Below are 25207 nucleotides of genomic sequence, written 5' to 3'. Positions count from 1 at the left end.
GCGTGACCTGGTTTCCACTTGCCGTATACCTTCCGCGCGAGGAGCCCGTTAAGCTCGAACCAACTCACGCGGAATACGGCCATGACCCACGCCACCAGCAACCTCCTGCGCAGTGCCGCCGCCCTCGCCATGCTGGGGCTTGCCGCCTGCGCGCCGGCTCCCATCTACAAGCCGTCGGCCAACACCGTAGCCACCACGCCCAACAACGTGGCGCAATCGCCGGACCGTTATGCCAATGCCGATGTGATCTGGGGCGGCACTGTGGTCGAAGTTCGCAACTTCCCCGACCGTAGCGAAGTGGAAGTGGTGGGCTATCCGCTGGACAGCTCGCAGCGTCCCAAGCTGGACAACAACGGCGGCTGGGGTCGTTTCGTCGCGGTAATGCCGGGCTTCGTGGAACCGTTCAACTATCCGACCGGCTCGCTGATCACGCTGGCCGGCCGCATCACCGGCACGCGCCCCGGCAATGTCGGCCAGGCCAGCTACGTCTTCCCGACGGTCAGCGTGGCGCAGTCGCACGTCTGGACCGCCTCCGAAATGGAAGCCGGCAAGTCGAACGTGAGCTTCGGCATCGGCGTGGGCGGCGTCATACACTGAGACCACGCATAGCCGGCTAAACTTAGTGCCTTCGTCCAAAGGAAGGCACGATGTCCGGCCAGGCAAATTCACTCAGGGCGATCCTGCTCGCCCTTGGCGCCAACTTCGCCATTTTCATCAGCAAGCTCGTGGCCGCGTTCATCACCGGCTCGGGCGCCATGCTGGCCGAGGCCGTGCACTCGCTGGCCGACTGCGGCAACCAGGGCCTGTTGCTGCTGGGCATGCGCCAAGCCGACCGTCCGCCCTCGGATGAGTACCCGCTCGGCTGGGGCCGCGCGCTGTATTTCTGGTCGTTCCTGGTCGCCATCCTGCTATTCAGCGTAGGCGGCATGTTTTCCATCTACGAAGGCATCCATAAGCTCAGCCACCCGGAGCCGCTGAAATGGGCGTGGCTGGCGATCGGCGTGCTCACGTTCGGCGTGGTCGCGGAATCCTTTTCGATGCACGGCTGCCTCGTCGAGGTGAACAAGGCACGGGAAGGCCGCAGCTTGTGGCGCTGGTTTCGCGAAACCCGCTCGAGCGAACTGCTGGTGATCTTCGGCGAGGATCTCGCCGCCCTGCTCGGTCTCACCATTGCGCTGCTCGCCGTGCTGGCCACCATGATCACCGGCGACCTGCTCTACGACGCGGCGGGCACCATCGCCATCGGCGCACTGCTGATGCTGGTGGCCGTGGTGATCGCCAACAAGGTGAAGGACCTGCTGATCGGCCAGGGCGTTGAGCCCAGGCGGCGCGAGGAGCTGGTGGCCTTCATCAACGCACGTCCTGAAGTGGACGTCGTGCTCAACCTGCTCACCTTGCAGATGGGCCCGGACGTGATGGTCGCGGTGAAGGCGCGCATGTCGCCCGCGCCCGATCAGACGGCGCTGGTCGAAGCGATCAACAACGTGGAGCGTGCGATGAAGCTGCAGTTCCCGGATATCCGCTGGAGCTTTTTCGAGCCCGATATCGCCGACTGACCTGTGGGAGCGCACCCTGTGCGCGACGCCACGCCTGGGTGTATCGCTCCGTCGGCTTGTCGCGCACAGGGTGCGCCCCCACAGGAACCCGTCCGGGTTACGCGGACTTGAGCTGCAACAAATCCCACTTGTTTCCGTACAAATCCTGGAACACCACTACAGTGCCATAGGCTTCTTCGCGCGGCGTTTCGCAGAACGTCGCGCCCGCCGCTTCCATCCGCCGATAGTCGCGCCAGAAATCATCGGTGTGCAGCAACAGGAACACGCGGCCACCAGTCTGGTCGCCCACGCGCGCTGACTGTTCCGGCGACGTTGCCTTCGCCAACAGCACACGCGTTTCCGTAGCACCTAGCGGTGCCACCACCACCCAGCGCTTGCCGCCGCCCATGTCGGTGTCGTCGATCAGCGTGAAGCCAAGCACGCGCGTGTACCAGTCGATCGCTTCGTCGTAGTCCGCCACAACGAGGGCGATGCTGCCGATGTATTGCTTCACTTCTTGGGTTCCTTGGATGGCGGCCACTCGCCCAACTCGGCTTGCAGCTTCTTGGTGAGCTTGGCGCGGATCAGCCCGTACGCCGTGCCAATCAGCTCCGACAATTCCTTGGTGCTGAAACGCTTAGGCTCCACCACCGAAATCCAGCGCGCCCGGGCGAGATAGGGGGCGGCGATCATACCCGGCTGGTCGCTGAGTTCCAGAAAGCGCTCGTCCTCCACCTTGAAGGACAGCCGCCCGCCATCGGTCGGCATGACCGCGAACATCTTGCCGCCCACGCTGAACACCAGGTCCGCGCCCCACTTGATGTCCTTGGTCACGCCGGGCCAGCCCGCGCAGAGCTTCTCCAGTTGTGCCGAGGTGATGCCTTTGGACGCAGTCGCCATGGATTTCACTCTCCCTCAACGCCGTCACAGGCGTGCTGGCGCATTCTGCCCGGGTCCGGCCGGCTCGCGCAGAATTCCGCGGGCGCACAACCATGCGGTGCGACATAGAGTCGCGAAGAATCGCCGTATGGAGGCCCTTTTGTTCATGTTGCACTGCACACAGTACGGTAAAGTATGGGCATGCCTCCCGCCATCGACTACTACTCCAACAGCCGCGCCTTGGTGCCCCTGCGCAGCCCCGAGCGCTTTGCACGCCCGCGCCTGGTGGAGCCGCCCAAGTCCAAGGGCGAACGGGTGCAGACGCATGATGGCCGCGAGCTGTTCCTGCGCGGCATCGAGCCGGGCGACGTGGCCGCGCTCAAGCGCCAGTTCTCGCGCCTGTCGCCGGAAGACATCCGCCGCCGCTTCCTGCATTCGATGGGCGAGCTGCCCGATTCGATGGCACTGCGCCTGACGAATATCGATCCCGAGTTGGAAACGGCCTTCGTGCTGATGGACGAAACGGTGCAGCCGGCCGAGCTGCGCGGCGTCGGCCGCATCTTTGTGGACGAGTCCGCCAACAGCGCCGAGTTTTCCGTGCTGGTCGAGCATGACTGGGCCCGCCAGGGCCTGGGCGCCCTGCTCATGCAGCGCCTGGTCGACGATTGCCGCAAGCGTGGCCTGAGCGAGATCTGGGGCTACGTGCTGCTGGAAAACCGCCCCATGCTCCAGCTGTGCAAGGAGCTGGGCTTCGTGCGCCGCCTGACGCCGGACGAACCAGGCACTGCACAGATCTCGCTGCAGCTCTGAGGCAGCCGCCGCCTGGGCTTGTCGCGCAGCGCGCGCGTTCCCATATAGGGATGTCCATCCGCCCCGGCTTGCCCGGGGCGGTCGCGTTACACTTGCGCGCTTTCCGGTACGGCTTGCCGCCGCGCCTCTGATTGTCGGGTTCGCATGACCAAGTCGATTCCCCACCCTTCCCTGCCCACCAGCCCCAAGCAGCGCCGCTTCTGGACGTCGCCGCACGGCTCCTCGCGCGCCCTGCTGGTCGCCGAGGCCGCGCGCACCCACCAGGGCCTGCTCGTCGCCGTCACGCGCGACACCCAGCGGGCGAGCGCGCTGGAGGATGAGCTGCGCGTGTTTGCGGGCAACCTGCCGGTGCTGCATTTCCCGGACTGGGAAACGCTGCCCTACGACGTGTTCAGTCCGCACCCGGACATCGTCTCGCAACGCATCGCTACGCTCTACCAGTTGCCCACCGTGCAGCGCGGCGTGCTGGTGGTGCCCATTGCCACGCTGATGCAGCGCATCGCTCCGCGCAGCCATATCACCGGCGCCGGCCTGGTGATGAAGAAGAACCAGAAACTGGATCTGGCCGCCGAACAGCGCCGGCTGGAAGCGGCCGGCTACCGCAACGTGCCGCAAGTGGGCGAGCCCGGCGATTTCGCCGTACGCGGCGCGCTGATCGACATCTTCCCGATGGGTGCCGCCCAGCCCTACCGCATCGAGCTGTTCGACGACGAAGTGGAATCGATCCGCAGCTTCGATCCGGAAACACAGCGCTCGCAGCAGCAGGTGGAAACCATCGAGCTGCTGCCGGCACGCGAATTCCCGCTCACCGAGAACGCCGCCAAGGATTTCCGCACGCGCCTGCGCGAACGCTTCCCGATCGACGTGCGCCGCTGCCCGCTCTATCAGGACATGAAGGAAGGCGTGACGCCGGGCGGCATCGAGTACTACCTGCCGATGTTCTTCGAGCAGACCGCCACCTTGTTCGACTATCTCGCCGACAACGCGGTGTTCTTGCTTGGCGAAGGCGCGCTGGAATCGGCCGAGCAGTTCTGGACCCAGACTGGCGAGCGCTACGACCAGCGCGCGCACGACATCGAACGTCCCGTGCTGCCGCCCGCCGAGCTATACCTGCCGACCGAACTGCTGCGCGAACAGCTCAACAAGCGCCTGCGCATCGAAGTGGTGGAAAGCGGTCACGAGCACGCCCTGCCCACCGGCACGCAGCCCGCGCCGGAACTGCCGCTCAACCGCAAGGGCGAGGAACCGGGCACCTCGCTGCGCCACTTCCTGTCCCATTATCCGGGACGCGTGCTGATCACCGCCGATTCGGCGGGTCGTCGCGAAGCACTGATCGAGCAACTGGCCGGCGCGGGTCTCAAGCCCGAGACACTCGATGGCTGGCCAGCGTTCCTGAGCAACGACAAGTTGCGTCTTGCCATCACCACGGCAGGACTGGAACAAGGCTTCGCGCTCAACGATCCGGCTCTCACCGTACTCACCGAGCGCGAGCTGTTCGGCGAGCGCGTGCGCACGGAACGCAAGCGACGCCGCGGCGCCGCGCGCGATCCGGAAAGCATCATCCGCGATCTCACCGAGCTGACCATCGGCGCGCCCATCGTCCACGTCGATCACGGCGTGGGTCGCTACCAGGGGTTGGTATCGATGGAACTGGGCGGCATGGACGGCGAGTTCCTCACCATCGAATACGCCAAGGGCGACAAGCTCTACGTACCGGTGGCGCAGCTGGGCCTGGTCAGCCGCTATACCGGTACCGCGCCGGAACTGGCGCCGCTGCATTCGCTCGGCGGCGACGCCTGGGAGCGCGCGCGCAAGAAGGCCGCGGAGAAAGTCCGCGACGTGGCGGCCGAACTGCTCGGCATCTACGCGCAGCGTGAAGCGCGCGGCGGCGAATCGATGCCGATCGATCGCCAGATGGTGGAAGAGTTCGGCGCCACCTTCCCGTTCGAGGAAACGCCCGACCAGCAGCAGGCGATCGACTCCGTGCTGCACGATCTGGCCGCGCCTCGCGCGATGGATCGCGTGATCTGCGGCGACGTGGGCTTTGGCAAGACCGAGGTGGCGCTGCGCGCCGCGTTCGCCGCCGCCACGGCCGGTCGCCAGGTCGCCGTGCTCGTGCCGACCACCCTGCTCGCGCAACAGCACTACCGCAACTTCGCCGACCGTTTCGCCGACTGGCCGGTGAAGGTCGACGTGCTGTCGCGCTTCAAGTCGACCAAGGAAGTCAACGACGCCCTCAAGCGCCTCGCGGACGGCCAGATCGACGTGATCGTGGGCACGCACAAGCTGCTCGCGCCGGAGATCAAGTTCAAGAACCTGGGCCTGGTCATCGTCGACGAGGAACAGCGCTTTGGCGTGCGCCAGAAGGAGCAGCTGAAAAAGCTGCGCGCCGAAGTCGACCTGCTCACCATGACGGCAACGCCGATCCCGCGCACCCTCAACATGGCGATGGCCGGCCTGCGCGACCTGTCGCTGATCGCCACGCCGCCGGCCCATCGCATGGCCGTGCGCACCTTCATCGCGCAGTGGGAACCGGCGCTGGCGCGCGAAGCCTTCCAGCGCGAACTGCAACGCGGCGGCCAGGTGTATTTCCTGCACAACGAGGTGGACACCATCGAGCGTGCCGCGCGCGAAGTGCAGGAGCTGATTCCCGAAGCGCGCATCGGCGTCGCCCACGGACAGATGCCCGAACGCGATCTCGAACGGGTGATGGCGGACTTCCACCGCCAGCGTTTCAACGTGCTGGTGTGCACCACGATCATCGAAACCGGCATCGACATTCCCACCGCCAACACCATCATCATCAATCGCGCCGACCGCTTCGGTCTTGCGCAGCTGCATCAGCTGCGTGGGCGCGTGGGCCGCTCGCATCACCGCGCGTATGCCTATCTGGTGGTGCCCGATCGCAAGGCGATGACCGCCGATGCCGAAAAGCGCCTGGAAGCGATCGCCTCGCTGGAAGAACTGGGCGCAGGCTTCACGCTCGCCACGCACGACCTCGAAATCCGCGGCGCTGGTGAGCTGCTGGGCGACGAGCAGTCGGGCCAGATCCAGGAAATCGGTTTCGGTCTGTACACCGAGTTGCTCGAACGCGCCGTGCGCGCGCTGAAGTCCGGCAAGGTGCCCGACTTCGATCTCAGCAGCGAGCACGAAACGGAAGTCGAGCTGCATCTGCCCGCGCTGATTCCGGATGACTATCTGCCTGATGTGCACACGCGCCTGACGCTCTACAAGCGCATCGCCAGCGCCCGCAACGACGACCACCTGCGCGATCTGCAAGTGGAAATGATCGACCGCTTCGGCCTGCTGCCCGACCCGGCCAAGCAGCTGTTCGCCATCGCCCAGCTCAAGCTGATGGCAACGCCGCTCGGCATCCGCAAACTGGACTTCGGCGCCAATGGCGGACGCATCGTTTTCCGCGACAAGCCGGAAGTCGATCCGATGGCCATCATCCGCCTGATCCAGGGTCTGCCGCGCGTCTACAAGCTCGACGGCCAGGACAAGTTGAAGGTGAACCTGGAACTGCCTGGGGCGACGGAGCGGATTCGCTCGGCGCATGAGGTGTTGGTGCAATTGGGAGCGCGCAGGCCGGGGTGAACGGCCGGCGCGCTTTTCTCGCAACCCTCAATTATTAGGGCGCAGCGACTCGCGATTGCCTGTGGGAGCGCACCCTGTGCGCGACCGCCACGCATGGGTGTACCGCTCCGTAGGTTTGTCGCGCACAGGGTGCGCTCCCACAAATTGCCGACGGCAACTTTGATGCACCATTCAACAACGTGCCTGCTCCCTTGTAGGAGCGCACCTTGTGCGCGACCGCAGCGCTGGGATGTACCGCTCCGTAGGCTAGTCGCGCACAGGGTGCGCTCCTACATATGGCGGCTTATTGACTCTCGGCGCCCCAAATCGTGGCATCTGGACAACCGAGCGCCCCGGGCTTGTCGTACCATCCCCTCACACTCGTTCGAAAGGCCCGAACATGTTGTCCGAAGACGAACTGGCCCTGCTGGAAGCCATTCGCGAAAGCGGCAGCCTGTCCCGCGCCGCCGCGCGACTGGGCAAAGCCCCCTCCACCATTTCGCACGCCGCCCGCCAGCTGGAAACCCGCTTCGACGCGCTCCTTTTCGACCGCCGCCGCTACCGCCTCCAACTGACCCCCGCCGGCCAGCTACTCGCACTGGAAGCTGCGCGACTCATGCAGGACGTGTCGCGCCTCAGCCGCCGCGTAAAACAAATCGCCAGTGGCTGGGAAGATCGGCTATGGATCGTCACCGACGAAATCATCGAGTTCGAACTTTTCTCACCCGTCATCCGCAGCTTCGATGCACTGCAATCGGGCGTCGCCCTGCGCATGACGCATGAGGTGCTAGGCGGCACATGGGAGGCGCTACGCGATGGCCGTGCCGACCTTATCGTAGGCGCCACCAACGAGCCGCCGGTCATTCCCAAGTTGCGCTGGTTCGAGTTGGGCGTGATGGATTGGGTGTTCGCCGTCTCGCCGAGGCATCCGCTGGCCAAGGCTGCCGAGCCGCTGGAACGCGAAGTTGTCACGCGCCACCGTAGCGTGGTGGTGGCCGATTCATCGCGCAGTTCCGGCGGTCGCGCTTATGGCCTGATCGGTGGGCAGGCCACGCTGGCGGTGCCAAGCATGGCGGCGAAAATCCACGCTCAAAAAGAAGGCCTTGGCGTGGGCTGGCTGCCGCGCCAACGCGTCGCCGGCATGCTCAAGCGTGGCGAGCTGGTGGAGAAACGCATGGCCGATCCGCGCGAGCCCAATGTGCTCTACGTCGCCTGGCGCGGCGACCAGGAGGGCCGCGCCCTGTCGTGGTGGCTGGAGCAACTGCGCCAGCCGCGCCTGGCCAAGCGACTCGTTCGTGGGGTCGAGATCACCGGCTGAGCACGTCGTGTAACGCATCGTGGCAAGCTTGTTCGTGCATAGCGACCAGGAAGGTTTCCATGATCATCAACCGCTCCATGCCACCGGGCGTCATCATTCCCGAGCTGGCCTACCCGGATGTCCTGGCGGCCTCGGCCTGGTTGTGCCGTGCACTCGGCTTTCGTGAGCGCTTGCGCATCGGCGATCACCGCGTGCAATTGATTTATGAGGGCACCTGCATCGTCGTCACCGAACTGGCCGATGGCAGCCAGGCAGCCGATCATGCGCATGGCGTGATGGTCCACGTGGCGAATGTCGACCAGCACTACGCCCAAGCCACCGCCAACGGTGCGCGTGTGCTGCGGCCGCCTACCGACTACCCTTATGGCGAGCGCCAATATTCGATCGAGGATATCGGCAAGCATCGCTGGACGTTCTCGCAATCGATCGCCGATGTCGACCCTGCCAGCTATGGCGGCATACTGAGCGATACCCACTGAGCCGGAGCAATCATGACACTCGACTCGACTCTCACCGAAGAGCAGCCGCTGTTGCAGCCGAAGATGTTCCTGCGCCCCGCCATTGCGTGGGCAACCGTAGCCATGTTTCTGATCTTTGGCTCGGACTGGATGCAGCACCTCAGCAACCACGCCATCGGCCTTTCGTTGTTCGCGTGGCTGTTCGTGGTGATCGTATGGGGCTCGTTCGGCGTCGTGCACGAAGCGGAGGAACTGGCCGGCCTGCTCGGCGAGCCGGTGGGCACGCTGGTGCTCACCTTATCCATCGTCTTGATCGAAGTGGTGCTGATCTCCGCGGTGATGCTCGGCGCCGGCGATACGGCCACGCTTGCGCGCGACACCATGTACGCGGTACTGATGATCGTGTTGAACGGCGTGGTGGGGATAGGCTTGCTGATCGGCGGCATGCGCCATCACGAGCAGGCGTACAACCTGCATGGCGCTTCGGCCTTCCTGGCGGTGATCATTCCGCTGGCGATGATCGCGCTGGTGCTGCCCAGCTTCACCGCCTCGACCCCGGACGGCTCGCTGACGCCGGTGCAGGCGGTGAGCTTCTCCATCCTCACCATCGGCCTCTACGGTTTGTTCCTGTGGCTGCAGACGGGACGCCACCAGGGCTACTTCGTGGCGCCACGCTCTGACACCGACGCGAACGTGCCAGAAGAACCGCCAGCGCCGCCGCGCCGCGCGCGCAAGGGCGAGATGGCGCTGCATCTGATCATGCTGCTGGTCAACATCCTGCCCATCGTGATTCTCTCCAAGAGCCTCGCCAAGGTGCTCGATTACGGCATCGCGGCAACCGGCGCGCCGCATGCGCTGGGCGGCGTGATCATCGCCATGTTGGTTTTCACGCCCGAAGGCATTTCGGCGCTCATTGCGATTCGCCGCGATCAACTCACTCGGGCGATCAACCTGTGCCTGGGCGGCGCCGCATCGACGGTCGGCCTCACCGTGCCGGCCGTGCTCGCCATCGGGTTGTTCACGGGCAAGCCGGTGGTGCTCGGCCTGCCGCCGGCCAGCATGGTGGTGCTCGCTTCCACCCTGGTGCTGAGCACGCTGACCTTCTCGGGCTGGCGCACCACCATGCTTGAAGGTGCGGTGCACCTGTCGATGTTTGTGGTGTTCCTGGTGCTGGTATTCAGCCCTTGAAAGTGTGAGCGCGCTTCTACGCAAGCGCGCTCTATCAATTACTCAGGCCACGCGGGCGCCGGCACGCACCAGGTAGTAGACGGCGAACATGCCCTGCGGATCGGTCCATTCATGGGCAATGGCGAGTCCCGCCTTGCCCGCCAGTGCGGCGAAATCCTCGGGCGAGTACTTGCAGCTGTATTCCACCTGCATCGCCTCCTCCGCAGTGAAACCCACCTGCTGCTTGCCCACGCGCACCTTCTGGTCCTTGCTGCTGACGATGAAGGTTTCGATGCGCCCGGCCATGGCGTTGTAGTGCGCGCGATGACGGAACGCCGACAGGTCGAAATCGCTGCCCAACTCACGGTTCAAACGCATCAGCAGGTTGAGCGTGAATTCCGCGGTGACGCCCGCCTTGTCGTTGTACGCCGCCTCGATGGTGGCGGTGTCTTTCTTCAGGTCGGCGCCAATCAGGATGCCGCCGTTGTCGCCCATCTCGCCGCGCATCTTGCGCAGCAATTCGGCGGCGTCGCGCGCCTCGAAATTGCCGATGGTGGAACCGGGGAAGTAGATCACCGTGCGGCGCGGCGCACGCGGCGGAATCGGCAGCCGCAGCGGACGCGTAAAGTCCGCATGCAAGGCCTGCACCGGCACGCCCGGAAAGCGCTCGTTCAAGGCCTGGGTACTGTTGCGCAGCGGCTCGGCGGAAATCTCCACCGGCACATAGGACACCGGCGCGTGCAGATGTTCGAGCAGCATGCGCGTCTTGATCGCGTTGCCGCTGCCGTATTCGACCAGGCGCACGTCTTCGCCCAGCACATCGGCGATATCGCCCGCATGCGCATCCATCAGCGCGATCTCCGCGCGCGTCAGGTAGTACTCGGGTTGCTCGCAGATCTCTTCGAACAGCTGCGAGCCACGTTCGTCATAGAACAACCAGGACGGCAATCGCTTGGGCCGTGCGCGCAGACCGCGCTGCACGATGCCGAGCAGGTCGTCGACGGGTGGGCGGCGGTCGTCGTCGCGGATATCGAAGGCTTGCACACTCATCGGTCCTGTCCCAAGCGTATCCCCATGAACTGCCAACGGGCATGGGGAGGAAAGAAATTCCGGTACGTCGCACGTAGATGTTCGCGAGGTGTCGCGCACGAGCCGCCGCGCAGCACCCACTGTCCGTTCATGAATTTGCCGTTGTACTCGCCCAGCGCGCCGGCCAACGGCCGGAAGCCGGGATAGCTGACGTAGGGCGAGGCGGTCCATTCCCAGACGTCGCCAAACATCTGGAGCAGGCCTTCCCCGCCCTTCGCTGCTTGGGGATGGAACGACTTGGAATCAAGTAGGTTGCCCTGCACCGGCAAGCTGGCGGCCGCACTTTCCCATTCCGCTTCGGTCGGCAGACGCATGCCGGCCCAGCGCGCAAAGGCGTCGGCTTCGAAGTAGCTGATATGGCTCACCGGCGCATTCGGATCGATCGGCCTTACGCCGGCCAGGGTGAATTCGCTGGCAAGGTCCTCCTGCCAGTAGAACGGACGCTGCCATTGTTCACGGTTGATGGTGTCCCATCCTTCGGACAACCACAGCGAGGGCTCGCCATAACCGCCGTCATGCACGAAGGCCGCGTACTCGGCATTGGTCACCGGTCGGTTCGCCAGCGCGTGCGGCTGCAACAGGCTGCGGTGCCGCGGCGATTCGTTGTCGAACGCAAACCCGCCACTCTGATGGCCGATCTCCACGATGCCCTCCTTGCCCGCGATGAAGCTCATGGGCACGGCGGTCGGCGCCGAGGACGAACTGAGCGGCGCGGTATAGGCCGGCAGCAGCGGATTGATGAAGAACGCATGCTTGATATCGGTGAGCAACAACTCCTGGTGCTGCTGTTCGTGCTCCAGCCCCAGTTCGATGATGCCCATCGTGGTGGCGTCGATATCGCGCGACAGCCAGTCGCTGATCGACTCGTCCACCCGCTCGCGGTAGTCGCGGATCTGGGCAACGCCCGGGCGCGAGAGAAGGCCACGGCGCGGGCGGGCGTGCATCGGGCCCACGCTCTGGTAGTAGGAGTTGAACAGGTAGTTCCACTCCGGATGCGGCGACCGGTAAGCCGGATCGCGCTCAAGCACGAAGCGTTCGAAGAACCAGGTGGTGTGCGCAAGATGCCACTTGGCCGGGCTGGCGTCCGGCATCGACTGCACCATCATGTCTTCGGGAGTGAGCGTCGCGCACAAGGCCATGCTGCGGGAGCGGATTCTCCGGAATCGCAGCGTCAGCGCCTCGGCTTGCGCGGCCGAATGCGCCAAGGTCATCGGGGCCTCCGGGAGGCGGTCACGGGGCCGTCGGACATGCCAGAGATTTTATGGAGACTCATACCGCGATCATTGCGCCGTAACATACGCAAACGATGCCGGACAGAACGTTCAAACGGTGTGATGTGAAGATGGCGAAACGTTGAAAAGTGCGCACTCGCGATGGTCCTTTGGTATCGCCGTTGCAACAAAAAAGAAACCCGGCACTAGGCCGGGTTTCTTCCGTATCAACGAACGCCTGCGCGATCAGTGACCGTAGTAACGGTAGCCGCCGCGATTGTAGTAGCCGCGGTTGTAGTAACCACCGTGATGGTAGTAGCCGCCATGGCCACCCACCACCACTGCAGCGCCAACGGCCGGGTAAACCACCGGGCCACCATAAACGGGACCGCCATAGACGACCGGAGCCGGCGCGTAATACACCGGCGGAGGCGGTGCGTACACCACCGGGGCCGGAGCGTAGTAACCCACGCCCACGGCCGGCAGACCGATGCCCACGTTCAAGCTGACGTGGCCTGCGAACGCCGGGGCAACGGCGGCACAGCCAACGATCATGGCCGCGGCCATCGCAACGCGCTTGATGGTGGAAATCTTCGTCTTATTCATGAGTTTGTCTCCCAAGGGAGGCTTGATTCCGACAGAAGGATTGGACGTTGCCTTCTATCGCTCTTTGCCGGGATCAATGCTGTGACTTTTGCGCTGAATCCGGACTGAGTAGAAACCGTGAAATCGCTTAACGCCTGGCCTTGTTCCTGACGTGGTTCACACTCTCGCCCCAGGGCGATTCCTGTGGATGCAGGCGCAGCAGCCAGCAGCCGTGGATATCGGACCGGCGGGTGAAATCAAACGGGATGCTGGGCGCACTCCAGTCCTCGATGATGAACCGTTCAGCCAGCGCCTCCTGGTTCAGCTTGAAGCGGCGGAAGTTGTTCGAAAACACGATCACGCCGTCGCTGGAAAGACGTTCCGCGCACGCCAGCAGGAGCTCGGCATGATCGCGCTGGACGTCGAAGTCTTCCGCCCGCTTGGAGTTGGAGAAAGTCGGCGGGTCGACATAGATCAGCCCGTAGCGTTCCTTGTCCTGCTTGAGGAAGCTCATCGCGTCCGCCTGCATCAGGCGATGCTTGCCGCCGGTGTATCCATTGAGCGCAAGATTTCGCGACGCCCAGTCCAGATAAGTGGCTGACAAGTCCACGCTGGTGGTATCGCGCGCCTCGCCTGCCGCCGCGTAAACGCTGGCCGTGGCGGTATAGGCGAACAGGTTGAGGAAGCGCCGGCCTGGGGCCAGTTCGCGGATCTTGCCGCGCACCAGCCGGTGGTCGATGAACAGGCCGGTGTCCAGGTAGTCGGTGAGGTTCGCCAGGAAACGCAGACCGCCTTCGGCCACCTCGATGAATTCGCCACGCTGGTCGAACTGGCCGTACTTGGAGCCGCCCTTGCCGCGCTCGCGCGTCTTCAGCGCGATGCGGTCGCGCGGGACGCCCAGCACTTCGCCGGCCACGCGCACGATCTCGCGCAGGCGATGGCGTGCCGTTTCGACGGGGATCTCGGCCGGTGCGCGGTACTCCTGGATGTGCAGCCAGGGTTCCGCGCCTTCCCTGCCATAGACGTCGATGGCCGCCGCGTATTCGGGCAGATCCTGGTCGTAAGCGCGCCAGCAATGGATGTCTTCGCGGTCAAGGCGCTTGCGCAGATTGCGCAGGTTCTTCTCGAGGCGATTGCGCAGCATCTGCGCGCCTTCGGAAAGCGGCTTCACCTCGCGCGGGGTCTCGCTGCGCGCGTGCAGTTCGAACACCAGCAGCTGCGTTTCCAGGGCGCCGTTGAAGAGCGTGTATTTCTTTTCGGCGCGCAGCGGGATCGCCTGGCCCAGTTCCGCATCGCCCGCCAGCACGGCGGCGCGCCAGCCGGCAAAGCGTTCGCGCAGGGTCTCGCCCAGGGCGCGGTAAAGGCGCGGCATCTCCACGCGGTCGCCCAGGCGCTCGCCGTACGGCGGGTTGGTGATCACCAGTCCGCGCGTATAGCCCGGCGGCGGCGACACGTGGGTGGCGTCGTGCTTGTCCAACGTGAGGAAGCCGGCGACGCCTGCTTCCTGCGCATTGCGCTTGGCCGTCTGCACCATGCGCGAATCCGCGTCGCTGCCGAAAAAGCAGCCACGCAGCGCACGCAGGCCGGCCTCGGCGCGCTGGCGCGCGTCATCGAGCAGGCTGCGCCATGCGGCGATGTCGTGCTGAGCCCAACCCAGGAAACCGTAGTACTCGCGGTGCAGGCCTGGCGCCACGTCAGCGGCCATCCAGGCGCCTTCGACCAGCAGCGTGCCCGAACCGCACATGGGATCGAGCAGCGCGCCGCCTTCGGCATAGATCTCCGGCCAACGCGCACGCAACAGCATCGCGGCGGCCAGGTTTTCCTTCAGCGGCGCTTCGCCCTGCACTTCGCGCCAGCCGCGGCGATGCAGCGGCGAGCCGGCCAGGTCGAGCGACAGCGTCGCGCGGTCACGGCGCAGGCGCAGGTTGATGCGCACGTCCGGCTCGTCCGTATCCACGGCGGGACGCGAACCATCACGCTGACGGAACTGATCGACCACGGCGTCTTTCACGCGCTGGGCGATGAACTGGCTATGGGTGAGTTTGCTCTGCGCCGAATTGGCGTCGACTGCCAGGGTGGCGTGCGAGGCAAGGTGCTGCGACCAGTCGATCGCCTGGACGCCCGCGTAGAGTGCATCGTCCGTGGCGGCATCGAAGTCGGCCAGCGGCAACAGCACACGGCTGGCCAGGCGCGACCACAGGCAGGCCCGGTAGGCGGTCTCCAGCGTGCCGGCGAAATGCACGCCGGCCAGCGCCTCGCGTACGTCTTCGGCGCCCAGCGCCACCAGTTCGTCGCGCAGCAGGTATTCGAGGCCCTTGGGGCACGTGGCAAAGAAAGCGCTCATGCGGCCGCCAATGAAGTAAGGAACAGGCCGAACTGGTCGACGATACGATCGACGCTATCGCTCAGGCGGTGGTCGTCGTCGACCACGATCAGAGGCAGGCGGCGGCGGGCGGAGAAACTGATCACCCCTTCCGGCGGACATACGTCATCGCGCCAGCCGTGGTAGAGCAACGTGGGTACGCCCTCGGCCAGGTCAAACGCCTGGCGGTAGCCAGGGATCTCGCTGGGCGTGGCCAGCAGGAACAGGCCAGCCACCGGGCGCTGCAGCGAGGCCAGGCCGGAAACGAAGGACCCCATGCTGGAACCGACCAGGATCGGCGGCGCGTCCAGCGTGTCGATGGCAGCAATCAGACGCTCCACGCGCGGCGCGACCGAGCCGGCGTATCCCGGCAGGTCGTCGCTGCGATAGTCCGGGCGCTGGGTTTTCCAGCCCAGGGACTCGGCAAAGGCGGCCAGCACGCTGACCTTGGTGGCGTCCGGACCGGAATCCGAACCGTGCGAAAGAATGATCTGGCCGCGCATCGCGGTCTCCAAAACTGCATTTATCAGGCCGCGCATCGTAACAGGCGACGTCCCAGCCCACCGTCGCTAGACTGCCGGCATGCCTCTGACCATCATTGATCAGCCCCTCCCGTACGTCCCTCTTCTGCCCGAACGCTCTGCCGATGCGGTGGAGATGGTGGTCATCCACTGCACCGAGCTGCCGGACCTGGCCATCGCCCGCGAGTATGGCGAGCGGGTTATCTATGAAAGCGGCGCGGGCGCCAGCGGGCACTACTACATCGACCGGGACGGCAGCATTTACCGGTATGTGCCGGGCACCCGCGTGGCCAACCACGTGCGCGGCCACAATCCCCATTCCATCGGCATCGAGCTGGTCAACCTGGGGCGCTACCCGGAGTGGTGGGATTCCCGCCGCCAGACCATGACCGAGCCCTACCCGCCAGCCCAGCTCGCCGCGCTGCGCTCCCTGCTGGCAGAGCTGAGGCAGGACTTCCCCCGCTTGCAGCTGATTGCCGGCCACGAGCAACTGGACACGGCCCGCCTGCCGGCCACTGACGATCCGACGCTTGACGTGCCGCGCAAGCTCGACCCGGGTCCGCTGTTTCCCTGGTCGGAGGTGCTGGAAGACAGCGGGCTGACCCGATGGACGCCGGCTAACGCCTAGGCGGCATCGGTATGGGCGTGACGCGCCAGCGCTACCGCCAGCATCACCGCGACGCGTGCCTGCGGGCTGTTGCGCCAGGAGGTGGCGCCCAGCAGGGTACTGATCTGCAGGAGCACATCGTCCACCTCGGCGCTGGCCAGCTGGTCGAGCGTACAGATGCCGATCTGCTCCAGGCGGAAGATGACGATGAGACCGACCCCGGGCGAGTCCAGCAAGCGCTGCCGCTCCCACTCTGAAAACTGCTCCATAACCGCTCCCCCTTGGTCGTGGAGCGATGAATACCGTCGGCGCCAAGCGCCCGTCTGCCGGCCCATCCCGACCGCGACGGTCGGCGCGTCGCTATAATTCCCGGCCACCTACACCGAGCCTGCTCTCCATGACGGAAAACCACGTCCGCGAACTCGTCGACCTGCTCGAACTGGAGCGTCTGGAGGACAACCTGTTCCGCGGCCAGAGCCGGGACATCGGTACGCATTTCGTCTTCGGCGGCCAGGTGCTGGGCCAGGCGCTGTCCGCCGCCCAGCGCACCGTGGATGCGGATCGCGAAGCCCATTCGCTGCACGCCTATTTCCTGCGCGCGGGGGACATCAAGGCGCCCATCGTCTACAACGTGGAGCGCACGCGCGACGGCGGCACGTTCTCCTCCCGCCGGGTGGTGGCGATCCAGCACGGCCAGCCCATCCTCAACGGCTCGATTTCCTTCCAGGTGCCGGAAACCGGCTTCGAGCATCAGTCCTCGATGCCCGAAGTGCCCATGCCCGAGGACATCGAGCCGATGCAGGCGGTGCCCCCGGAGCAGCTGACCAAGCTGCCGGAGAAGCTGCAGCGCTGGCTGGGCGTGGATGCGCCCTTCGAATTCCGCCATGTCTGGCCGCAGGACAAGCTGCATCCGACCAAGCGGCCGCCGATCCAGCACATCTGGTTCCGCCTGACCGCGCCGGTCAGCGATTCGCCGATGCTGCAACGCTCGTTGCTGGCCTACGCCTCGGACTTCAACCTGATCGGCACGGCCACCCTGCCGCACGGCATCTCGTACTACACACACAATGTGCAGATGGCGAGCCTGGACCATGCGCTGTGGTTCCATCGCCCGTTCCGGGTGGACGAGTGGCTGCTGTACTCGTTCGACAGCCCGACCGCCCAGGGCGCCCGCGGCCTCGCCCGGGGCCAGATTTTCACCCGCGAGGGCGAACTGGTCGCCTCGACCGCCCAGGAAGGCCTGATCCGCCTGCGCGGCTGAGCGACCGAGTCACCGTAGTAATATGGGTCTGGCCGATCCCCGCGGCCAGCCTTTCCCGTACCTGCCCGCCCGGCGAACCAAGGTTTCCTTATGCGTCAGCTCTATACCTCGCCCCGCCAGGAAAACATCGATCGGGTTGCCAAACTCCTCAAGGAGCAAGGCATCGAGTGCACCATCGAGAACCGCTCGAACTACAACCGCGGGACCTACCAGCGCTTCAGCTATACCCAGCGCCAGGAGAACCGGGACAACTGGGCCCAGGTCTGGGTGACCCGGGCGGACGACTACACCCGCGCCCGTGCCCTGTTGAAGGAGCTGGGCATCGAGCCGGTGATCCGCCACGGCGAGGAACTGGCGCTGGCCCGCAACGCCACGCCGGACATGAAGCGCCAGGGCATGGCCAACCGGGTACGCCGCATTGTCATGTTGGCCGTGGCGGGGGCCTTTGTGGTCCTGATGCTGCGTTACATGGGTGTCATCTGACCCCGATCTGGCTCAGCCAATCGCCATATCAGATTTCCCCTACTGACACAGTGACGTGGACCGGACATAGAATCAGGCCATGCGCTCTGACCGTGTCCGCCTCTTCCAAACCCTGCCGCACGCCTGCGGCTACTTTGCCGAGCGCACGGCACAGAACCTTGTGATCGATCCGGCCGCGCCGCAGCTGGACCAGCTCTATGGTCCGGCGCTGGAGCGCGGCTTCCGTCGCGCAGGCGGACACCTCTACTACCCGTACTGCACCAGTTGCCGCGCCTGCACGCCCTGCCGCATCGACGTGGAACGCTTCACGCCGGACCGCAGCCAGCGCCGCTGCCTCAAGCGCAACGAGGATCTGCAGGTCGTCGAATCGATGGCCGGCTACAACGCGGAACGCCACGCGCTCTACGAGCGCTACCTGCGCCAGCGTCATCCCGGCGGCGGCATGGACGAAGCGGACGCCAGCGATTTCCGCCGCTTCCTCACCGCGCCGTGGAGTCCGACCATGTTCCTGGAATTCCGCCAGGGCTCCCGCCTGCTCGGCGTGGCGGTGACGGACGTTTGCCAGCAAGGGCTTTCCGCCGTCTACACGTTCTACGAACCGGAAGAAACGGCGCGTGGCCTGGGCACCTTCGCGATCCTGCAGCAGGTTGCGCTGGCCAAGCGTCGCGGCCTGCCGTGGATTTATCTGGGCTTCTGGATCGCCGGCCATCCGAAGATGGACTACAAGCGCAAGTTCCGCCCGATGCAGATACGCACCAGTGAAGGCTGGACGGAGATGGCGGAAGGCTGAGGCCGGCGTTGCCTTTCGCAAACCCTGTGGGAGCGCACCCTGTGCGCGACAACCTGACGGAGCGATGCACCGCAGCGTGGCCGTCGCGCACAGGGTGCGCTCCCACAGGTGAAGTCAGTCGCGATTAGGCCCGTGCCGCTCCGTGCGGCACCACCGGATACGGATACAGCTTCACCAGCGGCACCGAAATACCGTCATCTCCCACCACACGGCAATGTGTGCGGTTGAGCTGACGCGGCTCGTCCACACCGCAACTGTGCGCAATGATCCCAACCTCGTGCATCAGGTTGGTGGCGTAGTTCGCCACGCGCTCGCTCTTGTCGGCAACCACCAGGCCACGCTGCAACTTGGGGTTCTGCGTCGTGATGCCGGTAGGACAAGTGTTGCGGTTGCACTGCAGCGACTGGATGCACCCCAGCGACAGCATGAAACCACGCGCCGAGTTGACGAAGTCCGCGCCCATCGACAAAGCCCACGCCACGTCGTACGCGGTGATGCACTTGCCCGAACAGATCACCTTGATGCGTTCGCGCACGCCTCGCACCACCAGCAAGTCGACCAGCGCGGGCAAGGCCTCGTGCAAGGGCAGGCCCACGCCTTCCATCAAGGTTTGCGGCGCGGCGCCGGTGCCGCCTTCCGAACCGTCGACGATGATGAAGTCCGGTGCGTGTTCGATGCCGCGCTTGCCGATCTCATCGCACAGATCGGCAATCCATTCCACGCCGCCAAACACCGCCTTGAAGCCCACCGGCTTGCCAGTGAGTTCGCGGATGTGGTGTATCGCATCCATCAGCTCCTGCACGTTGCCGATGTCGAGGTGACGGTTGGGGCTCTGCGAATCCTGTCCCACGGGAATGCCGCGAATCGCGGCGATTTCCGGCGTCACCTTCGCGGCCGGCAGCAAACCGCCCATGCCAGGCTTGGCGCCCTGGCCGAGCTTGATGCTGACCATCTTCACCTGCGGGTGAGCGCAGATGTCCAACAGCTTCTTGTCGTCGAGTTTGCCGTCGGGCGTGCGCACGCCGTATTTGGCCGTGCCGATCTCGAAGATGATGTCGCAGCCGCCTTCCAGGTGGTAGGGCGCAAGACCGCCCTCGCCCGTGTCCATCCAGATGCCGGCTTTCTTTGCGCCGCGCGACAGCGCACGCACCGCCGGGGCGGACAACGCGCCGAAACTCATCGCCGAGATGTTGAAGAACGCGGCATGCGAATACGGTTCGCGCGAATAAGGGCCCAGCGTCACCGGCAGCGGATCGACGTGTTTTTCGCCCAGTGCGGGAAATGGCGCATTGACGAAAAACGGCACGCCCTCGCCGCGCAGGTCGCGGGTGGAACCGAAGCTGTTGGTGTTGTCCACGTTCTTGGCCGCGCGATACACCCAGGTGCGCTGCGCACGGTTGAACGGCAGTTCTTCGCGATCGCTGGAATACAGGTACTGGCGGAAAAACTCGCCCAGATGCAGAAACCAGTAACGGAAGTGGCCGATCACCGGGAAGTTGCGCAGTACGGAGTTGCTGGTCTGGTTGCGGTCGACCAGCCAGACCACTGCGATGACCACAACCAGCAGCGCCAGCAGCACGAGAAACAGCGCGGCGAAGGTTTCCACCATTACCACCAGCCAATGGGCGAAGCCTGTCGGTTGCATCAATGTCTCCCTATGTTCGGCGCCTAGCCGGGCATCCATGCGGGGCTGGGGACGATTCCCCAGGCATCCGCCACTCGATCAACGATACAAGCGTATTCCTTTCACGCCCCGCACGAGGGCGTCAGAACGTAACGCGGATGCATTTGGCAGCGCGGATCGCTTTTGCCTTCGCGGTCTCCACGTCTTCGTCACGCGCCAACGTCACCGCCATGCGGCGACGGCCCTTCACGGCCGGCTTGCCGAAAATGCGCAGCTGCGTGTCTGGCTCCTGCAAGGCCTCGGCCAGGCCGTGGTACTGCGGCGCCTCGCCCTCGCCTTCCACCAGCACCGCGCACGACGCCGACGGACCCAACTGTCGAATCGCCGGAATCGGCAGTCCGAGAATGGCGCGGGCATGCAGCGCAAACTCCGAAAGGTCTTGCGATATCAGCGTCACCAAGCCGGTGTCGTGCGGACGCGGACTCACCTCCGAGAAAATGACGCTGTCGCCCTTCACGAAAAACTCCACGCCGAACACACCCCAGCCACCCAGTGCGCCGGTAATCGCTGCCGCCTGTCGCTGCGCCTCTTCCAGCGCGGCCGCGCTCATCGCCTGCGGCTGCCAGGATTCGCGATAGTCGCCGTCTTCCTGGCGATGGCCGATGGGCGCGCAGAAGCTCACGCCATCCTTGTGCCGCACGGTGAGCAAGGTGATTTCGTAGTCGAAGTCGACGAAGCCCTCGACGATCACGCGTCCCTTGCCGGCGCGGCCACCCGATTGCGCGTAATCCCAGGCGTGCTGCAGCTCGCTGGCCTGGCGCACCACGCTCTGGCCCTTGCCGGAGGAGCTCATCACCGGCTTGATCACGAACGGCAGGCCGATGCTGGCCGCCGCGTCCTGGTATTCCGTTTCGGTGTCACAAAACCGGTAGCGCGAGGTCGGCAGCTTGAGTTCTTCGGCGGCGAGGCGGCGGATGCCTTCGCGGTCCATGGTGAGCCACGCGGCGCGCGCGGTGGGAATCACACGCAGGCCTTCCTTTTCCAGCTCGATCAGCGTGGCGGTGTGGATGGCTTCGATCTCCGGAACCACGAGATCGGGCTTTTCCTTTTCGATAAGCGCGCGCAGTGCCGCGCCGTCCAGCATGTCGATGACATGGCTGCGATGCGCCACCTGCATCGCCGGCGCGTTGGCATAGCGATCCACGGCGATCACCTCGACCGCGTAGCGCTGCAATTCGATCGCCACTTCCTTGCCCAGTTCGCCCGATCCCAGCAGCAATACCCGCAACGCATGATCGGAATAAGGCGTGCCAAAGGGCTTCATCGGTGTCTCCGCAGAGGTGGCAAAGCGCCATTGTAGACGGCAGCCTCGGCGATCGCGCGCGACTGCTTCGTCATCACGCAAATTCCATTGACGAACGACGCGGACCGGCATTGACTGTAGTTGCACCGTCCCCACGGAGCGACCTATGCGCTATTGGCTTGCCGCGCTATGGATGGCATTCGCGCTGAGCTCTCCCCCTGTCGCCGCCGGCGGGGCGATGGAGAGCGTGCCCACCAGCAACACGACGTGGATGACCGTCATGCTGGCCGGCCGCCGTATCGGCCACCTGCGGATCGATCGCGTCAGCGACGGCAAGGTCATTACCACCACGCAGGACCTGCAGATCGAGATCAATCGCGCCGGCCGCACCGTACCCATGGCGGTGCTGACCCGCAGCATGGAGACGCTCGACAGCCAGCCGCTGGGCTTTTACTCGCGCAGCACGCTTTCCAGCTCGGACAGCATCGTCGATGGCCAGCGCCAGGCCGACGGCCGCTACGCCATCACCACCACCGTGGCCGGCCTGGCCACCCAGTCGACGCTGGCGTGGCCCACGGGCGCCCTGCTGAGCGATGGACAGCGGCAGGCCATGGCGGGGGCGGCCAGCCGCCCCGGGCATTACGCGCTGAGCCTGTTCGATCCGGCGAGCCAGGACGTGGCCACCGTGGACATCGAAGTGCTGGGCAACGAGCGCGTGTCGCTGCCCGATGGCGCCGAGGTTCTCAACCACCAGCGCGAAGTATTGCAGACGCCCCGCGGCGTTCAACGCATGGACCTATGGGTCAATGCACGCGGCGAGACCCGCAAGAGTTCGCTGGAAATGCTCGGCCATCCCCTGGACATGCTCGCCTGCAGCCAGGCCTGCGCGCAAGCGCCCGTGCAGGAGCTCGACATGTTGCGCGCCTCGATGGTGGATTCGCCGCAGGGGCTCTCGTCGTCCATGCGCGCAGGCTTCCTGCGCTACGTCATCCACGTCGCCGACAGCGATGCCCAACCCCTGATCAGCACGGATGAACAGCGCGTCACCTCGCTGGGGCATGGCAATTGGCTGGTGGATGTGGGCAATCCGGTCGCGGGTGGCCAGCCGGCGCCGGTGCCCGAAGACACGCAGCCCAATGCCTGGGTTCAGTCTGACGCGCCGCCGATCCGCAAGCTGGCGGCGCAGGCGGTGATCGGGGCAGAAGACGACCTGCAGAAGATGATCCAGCTGCGCGATTTCGTCAGCGCCTATATCCCGCCCCACAGCCGCGATATCGGCTACGCCTCCGCGATGGAGGTGGTTCGGGAGCGAGCGGGCGACTGCAAGGAACACGCGGTGCTGCTGGCGGCGCTGGCGCGTGCCGAACATATTCCAGCCCGCGTGGTGACCGGCATGGTCTATGCCGACCGCTACGCCGACAGCTCACGCGTGTTCGTGCCGCACGCCTGGGTGCAGGCCTGGGTGCATGGGCGCTGGCAGAGCTTCGACGCCGCCCTTGGGCACTTCGACAGCACCCATATCGCGCTGGACAGCGGCGACGGCGATCCCTGGCACTTCTTCAACCTCGCCAATCTGTTCGGACAGATGCGGATTGCCCAGATCGGCACCGCGCCGGAGCAAACCGCAGCCACCATGAGCGGCACGGTCGCCACCCGAGACTAACCCCTCCTTGAATTAGATATCACTTTGATATCTAATTTCCCCAACCAGGGAGGAACCCCCATGAACGAACAGCAAGGCTTTTCGACCGCCGGCATCCCCACGGTCTTCTTCGTGCTACTCCTCGGCGCCGTCGGCCTGGCCCTGGAAGGCTACGGACTGGTGCACGAGGCACCCGCCGTCGTCGCGATCGGCCTCGGTATCGCCATCCACCTGCTCGCCGGTTTCATGGCCAAGGGCTTCTTCCAGGTCGCCCCGAACGAAGGCCAGGTGCTGCAGTTGTTCGGCAAGTACCACGGCACCGTGCGCGAGGAAGGCCTGCGCTGGACCAACCCGTTCTGCAGCCGCCGCCGCGTCTCGCTGCGCGTGCGCAACTTCGAGAGCAGCAAGCTCAAGGTCAACGACAGCGACGGCAACCCCATCGAGATCGCCGCCGTGGTGGTATGGGAAGTGGTCGATACGGCCGAAGCGGTGTTCTGCGTGGACGACTACGAGAACTTCGTGAACATCCAGAGCGAATCGGCCTTGCGCCAGATGGCCCAGAACTACCCCTACGATGCGCACGACGATGGCAAGCCTTCGCTGCGCAGCCACGGCGAGGTGATCAACAATCACCTGCGCGATGAAATCCAGGCACGCCTGGAAAAAGCCGGCGTGCACGTGATTGAAGCGCGCATCAGCCACCTCGCCTACGCGCAGGAAATCGCCCAGGCCATGCTGCAGCGCCAGCAGGCCAACGCCATCGTGGCCGCGCGCGAACGCATCGTGGAAGGCGCCGTAGGCATGGTGGCGATGGCGCTGGACAAGCTCAAGTCGCAGGGCGTGGTGGAGCTGGACGAAGAGCGCAAAGCCGCCATGGTCAGCAACCTGCTGGTGGTGTTGTGCGGCGATCGTTCCACGCAACCGGTGGTGAATGCCGGCACGCTCTATGGCGGTTGAGAAAAAAGCCTATCCATTACGCATAAGCGCTGCGGTGCTCGAAGCCATGCAGCGCTGGGCCGACGACGATCTGCGCAGCGTCAATGCGCAGATCGAATTCGTACTGCGCGAGGCCTTGCGCAAGCAGGGCCGCCTCAAGCGCGAGGCGGCCGAACCCGTGCAGGACATCGACACCGATTGAGGCGTGAGCGCCCGCGGCGTTTATCCCGCTTCGACGCAGCCTGCACGACACCGGCGCTAGCTTGTTTGCTTCAGTGACGTCCGGAGAACCGCCATGGCCGAGAGCCAAACCTATCGCCTGCTGCCTGACGGCCCGGTGCTGTGCGAAACCTGCTCCAGCACCGGCGAGAGCGTGGAGATGGAACGCTACGATCCGCTGCCCGCCGAAGCGCAGCGGTGGTCGCAGGAACAGCGCACGGAACTGCAAAGCTACCGTTGCCCGGAGTGCGAAGGCGTACGGGTGTTTCGCGTCGACTAAGCCATTGGGCGCAAGAATCGGATGGCCGGAAAGGCTTGATCGCGCGACGCTGGGAATCGTCGATTCCCAGGAGCCCCGTCATGCATTTCCGTCTTTCCGGCCTGCCCGCCGCACCGTTTGCCGAATTGTTCTCGCTGTCCGACGAAGCGCTGGCGCAGCGTCAGGCCATCCGCGTGGTGGCTGATCAGCCCCATGGTTACCCGTGCCGCATCAGCCTTACCGATGCCGAACCCGGGCAGCCGCTGATCCTGCTCAACTACGAGCACCAACCGGCGAACTCGCCGTTCCGTTCGACCCACGCGATCTATATCCGCGAAGGCGAACAGCAATACGACCGCATCGATGAAGTGCCCGACCAATTGCGCCGCCGGCTGCTGTCGGTGCGCGGCTTCGACGAGCAAGGCATGTTGCGGGATGCCGACGTGGCCCAGGGCACAGCGCTGGAACCGCTGATCGAGCGCTTGTTTGCCGATCCGACGGTTGCCTATCTGCACATCCACATGGCGCGGCCCGGCTGCTACGCGGCGCGCGTGGATCGCGTCTGAGCTACC

The 25207-nt window shown here is 65.1% G+C and carries 26 protein-coding genes; 16 read left to right on the top strand and 10 right to left on the bottom strand.

Going from position 1 to position 25207, the window contains the following annotated elements:
- The first annotated feature begins 81 nt into the window (after positions 1-81).
- Complete coding sequence (locus tag AC1DMY_RS03825) at positions 82-597, top strand: Slp family lipoprotein (RefSeq protein ID WP_477163674.1); 516 nt, start codon at positions 82-84, stop codon at positions 595-597.
- A gap of 50 nt (positions 598-647) precedes the next feature.
- Entirely contained in the window at positions 648-1556 is a 909-nt protein-coding gene (locus AC1DMY_RS03820) for a cation diffusion facilitator family transporter (RefSeq protein ID WP_477163673.1), read from the top strand.
- A gap of 97 nt (positions 1557-1653) precedes the next feature.
- On the opposite strand, the gene AC1DMY_RS03815 is transcribed toward AC1DMY_RS03820, so the two are convergent.
- Together AC1DMY_RS03815 and AC1DMY_RS03810 are read right to left on the bottom strand one after the other, a co-directional pair.
- The gene (locus tag AC1DMY_RS03815; protein WP_477163672.1) at positions 1654-2049 is read right to left on the bottom strand and encodes a VOC family protein; all 396 of its coding nucleotides are present in this window, start codon (positions 2047-2049) and stop codon (positions 1654-1656) included.
- Entirely contained in the window at positions 2046-2435 is a 390-nt protein-coding gene (locus AC1DMY_RS03810; protein ID WP_477163671.1) for an MmcQ/YjbR family DNA-binding protein, read from the bottom strand. Before AC1DMY_RS03810 ends, AC1DMY_RS03815 begins: the two co-directional genes overlap by 4 nt.
- Before the next feature lie 180 nt (positions 2436-2615).
- Between AC1DMY_RS03810 and AC1DMY_RS03805 the strand changes: the two genes are divergently transcribed.
- From AC1DMY_RS03805 to AC1DMY_RS03785, 5 genes are all read left to right on the top strand, one after another.
- Positions 2616-3224: an N-acetyltransferase family protein gene (locus AC1DMY_RS03805; protein ID WP_477163670.1), complete on the top strand. Its 609-nt coding sequence runs from the start codon at positions 2616-2618 to the stop codon at positions 3222-3224.
- A gap of 144 nt (positions 3225-3368) precedes the next feature.
- Entirely contained in the window at positions 3369-6821 is a 3453-nt protein-coding gene (gene mfd, locus AC1DMY_RS03800) for a transcription-repair coupling factor (RefSeq protein ID WP_477163669.1), read from the top strand.
- A gap of 379 nt (positions 6822-7200) precedes the next feature.
- Positions 7201-8118: a LysR family transcriptional regulator gene (locus AC1DMY_RS03795; RefSeq protein ID WP_477163668.1), complete on the top strand. Its 918-nt coding sequence runs from the start codon at positions 7201-7203 to the stop codon at positions 8116-8118.
- Positions 8119-8177: 59 nt separating this feature from the next.
- A complete protein-coding gene (locus AC1DMY_RS03790; RefSeq protein ID WP_477163667.1) occupies positions 8178-8597 on the top strand; it encodes a VOC family protein in 420 nt (139 codons plus the stop codon).
- 12 nt (positions 8598-8609) lie between these two features.
- Positions 8610-9764 (top strand): calcium:cation antiporter, encoded by a 1155-nt coding sequence (locus AC1DMY_RS03785; protein WP_477163666.1) that lies wholly within the window; start codon positions 8610-8612, stop codon positions 9762-9764.
- 42 nt (positions 9765-9806) lie between these two features.
- Here AC1DMY_RS03785 and egtD read toward each other — a convergent pair whose 3' ends face one another.
- The 5 genes from egtD to AC1DMY_RS03760 all read right to left on the bottom strand — a co-directional run bounded on the left by egtD (position 9807) and on the right by AC1DMY_RS03760 (position 15493).
- Positions 9807-10793 carry an L-histidine N(alpha)-methyltransferase gene (gene egtD, locus AC1DMY_RS03780; RefSeq protein ID WP_477163665.1) on the bottom strand — a complete coding sequence of 329 codons (987 nt, stop codon included), beginning with the start codon at positions 10791-10793 and terminating at the stop codon, positions 9807-9809.
- Positions 10790-12043 carry an ergothioneine biosynthesis protein EgtB gene (gene egtB, locus AC1DMY_RS03775; protein ID WP_477163664.1) on the bottom strand — a complete coding sequence of 418 codons (1254 nt, stop codon included), beginning with the start codon at positions 12041-12043 and terminating at the stop codon, positions 10790-10792. The genes egtD and egtB overlap by 4 nt, the downstream gene beginning before the upstream one ends.
- Positions 12044-12289: 246 nt before the next feature.
- Positions 12290-12649: a hypothetical protein gene (locus AC1DMY_RS03770; protein WP_477163663.1), complete on the bottom strand. Its 360-nt coding sequence runs from the start codon at positions 12647-12649 to the stop codon at positions 12290-12292.
- Positions 12650-12776: 127 nt separating this feature from the next.
- Positions 12777-14972, bottom strand: a complete 2196-nt coding sequence (rlmKL, locus tag AC1DMY_RS03765; RefSeq protein ID WP_477163662.1) for a bifunctional 23S rRNA (guanine(2069)-N(7))-methyltransferase RlmK/23S rRNA (guanine(2445)-N(2))-methyltransferase RlmL — start codon at positions 14970-14972, stop codon at positions 12777-12779.
- Positions 14969-15493: an alpha/beta hydrolase gene (locus AC1DMY_RS03760; RefSeq protein WP_477163661.1), complete on the bottom strand. Its 525-nt coding sequence runs from the start codon at positions 15491-15493 to the stop codon at positions 14969-14971. Before AC1DMY_RS03760 ends, rlmKL begins: the two co-directional genes overlap by 4 nt.
- 79 nt (positions 15494-15572) lie before the next feature.
- Between AC1DMY_RS03760 and AC1DMY_RS03755 the strand changes: the two genes are divergently transcribed.
- Complete coding sequence (locus tag AC1DMY_RS03755) at positions 15573-16139, top strand: N-acetylmuramoyl-L-alanine amidase (protein WP_477163660.1); 567 nt, start codon at positions 15573-15575, stop codon at positions 16137-16139.
- On the opposite strand, the gene AC1DMY_RS03750 is transcribed toward AC1DMY_RS03755, so the two are convergent.
- A complete protein-coding gene (locus AC1DMY_RS03750) occupies positions 16136-16387 on the bottom strand; it encodes a helix-hairpin-helix domain-containing protein (RefSeq protein ID WP_477163659.1) in 252 nt (83 codons plus the stop codon). The two genes, AC1DMY_RS03755 and AC1DMY_RS03750, sit on opposite strands and share 4 nt — an antisense overlap.
- A gap of 128 nt (positions 16388-16515) precedes the next feature.
- On the opposite strand from AC1DMY_RS03750, the gene tesB reads away from it, so the two are divergent.
- The 3 genes from tesB to AC1DMY_RS03735 all read left to right on the top strand — a co-directional run bounded on the left by tesB (position 16516) and on the right by AC1DMY_RS03735 (position 18652).
- The gene (gene tesB / locus AC1DMY_RS03745; RefSeq protein WP_477163658.1) at positions 16516-17379 is read left to right on the top strand and encodes an acyl-CoA thioesterase II; all 864 of its coding nucleotides are present in this window, start codon (positions 16516-16518) and stop codon (positions 17377-17379) included.
- A 90-nt stretch (positions 17380-17469) separates the two neighbouring features.
- Entirely contained in the window at positions 17470-17862 is a 393-nt protein-coding gene (locus AC1DMY_RS03740; RefSeq protein ID WP_204634286.1) for a putative signal transducing protein, read from the top strand.
- Positions 17863-17941: 79 nt separating this feature from the next.
- On the top strand, positions 17942-18652 hold the full coding sequence (locus AC1DMY_RS03735; protein ID WP_477163657.1) for an arginyltransferase: 711 nt from the start codon (positions 17942-17944) through the stop codon (positions 18650-18652).
- Between the two features lie 124 nt (positions 18653-18776).
- On the opposite strand, the gene AC1DMY_RS03730 is transcribed toward AC1DMY_RS03735, so the two are convergent.
- Together AC1DMY_RS03730 and purT are read right to left on the bottom strand one after the other, a co-directional pair.
- Positions 18777-20297, bottom strand: coding sequence for an FMN-binding glutamate synthase family protein (locus AC1DMY_RS03730; RefSeq protein ID WP_477163656.1), 1521 nt, complete (start codon positions 20295-20297; stop codon positions 18777-18779).
- Positions 20298-20418: 121 nt separating this feature from the next.
- Positions 20419-21600 (bottom strand): formate-dependent phosphoribosylglycinamide formyltransferase, encoded by a 1182-nt coding sequence (gene purT, locus AC1DMY_RS03725; protein WP_477163655.1) that lies wholly within the window; start codon positions 21598-21600, stop codon positions 20419-20421.
- A 145-nt stretch (positions 21601-21745) separates the two neighbouring features.
- On the opposite strand from purT, the gene AC1DMY_RS03720 reads away from it, so the two are divergent.
- The 5 genes from AC1DMY_RS03720 to AC1DMY_RS03700 all read left to right on the top strand — a co-directional run bounded on the left by AC1DMY_RS03720 (position 21746) and on the right by AC1DMY_RS03700 (position 25201).
- Complete coding sequence (locus AC1DMY_RS03720) at positions 21746-23242, top strand: transglutaminase-like domain-containing protein (protein ID WP_477163654.1); 1497 nt, start codon at positions 21746-21748, stop codon at positions 23240-23242.
- A gap of 60 nt (positions 23243-23302) precedes the next feature.
- On the top strand, positions 23303-24178 hold the full coding sequence (locus AC1DMY_RS03715; RefSeq protein WP_477163653.1) for an SPFH domain-containing protein: 876 nt from the start codon (positions 23303-23305) through the stop codon (positions 24176-24178).
- Positions 24168-24359, top strand: a complete 192-nt coding sequence (locus AC1DMY_RS03710; protein WP_477163652.1) for a type II toxin-antitoxin system antitoxin — start codon at positions 24168-24170, stop codon at positions 24357-24359. The genes AC1DMY_RS03715 and AC1DMY_RS03710 overlap by 11 nt, the downstream gene beginning before the upstream one ends.
- Before the next feature lie 93 nt (positions 24360-24452).
- The gene (locus AC1DMY_RS03705; RefSeq protein WP_477163651.1) at positions 24453-24656 is read left to right on the top strand and encodes a hypothetical protein; all 204 of its coding nucleotides are present in this window, start codon (positions 24453-24455) and stop codon (positions 24654-24656) included.
- Positions 24657-24736: 80 nt separating this feature from the next.
- A complete protein-coding gene (locus AC1DMY_RS03700; protein WP_477163650.1) occupies positions 24737-25201 on the top strand; it encodes a DUF1203 domain-containing protein in 465 nt (154 codons plus the stop codon).
- The last annotated feature ends 6 nt before the right edge of the window (positions 25202-25207 follow it).

This window comes from Dyella sp. 01L423 (genome assembly GCF_056399945.1).
The sequence above is the reverse complement of the archived record's forward strand: the minus strand, read 5'-3'. Positions and strand labels throughout refer to the sequence as shown.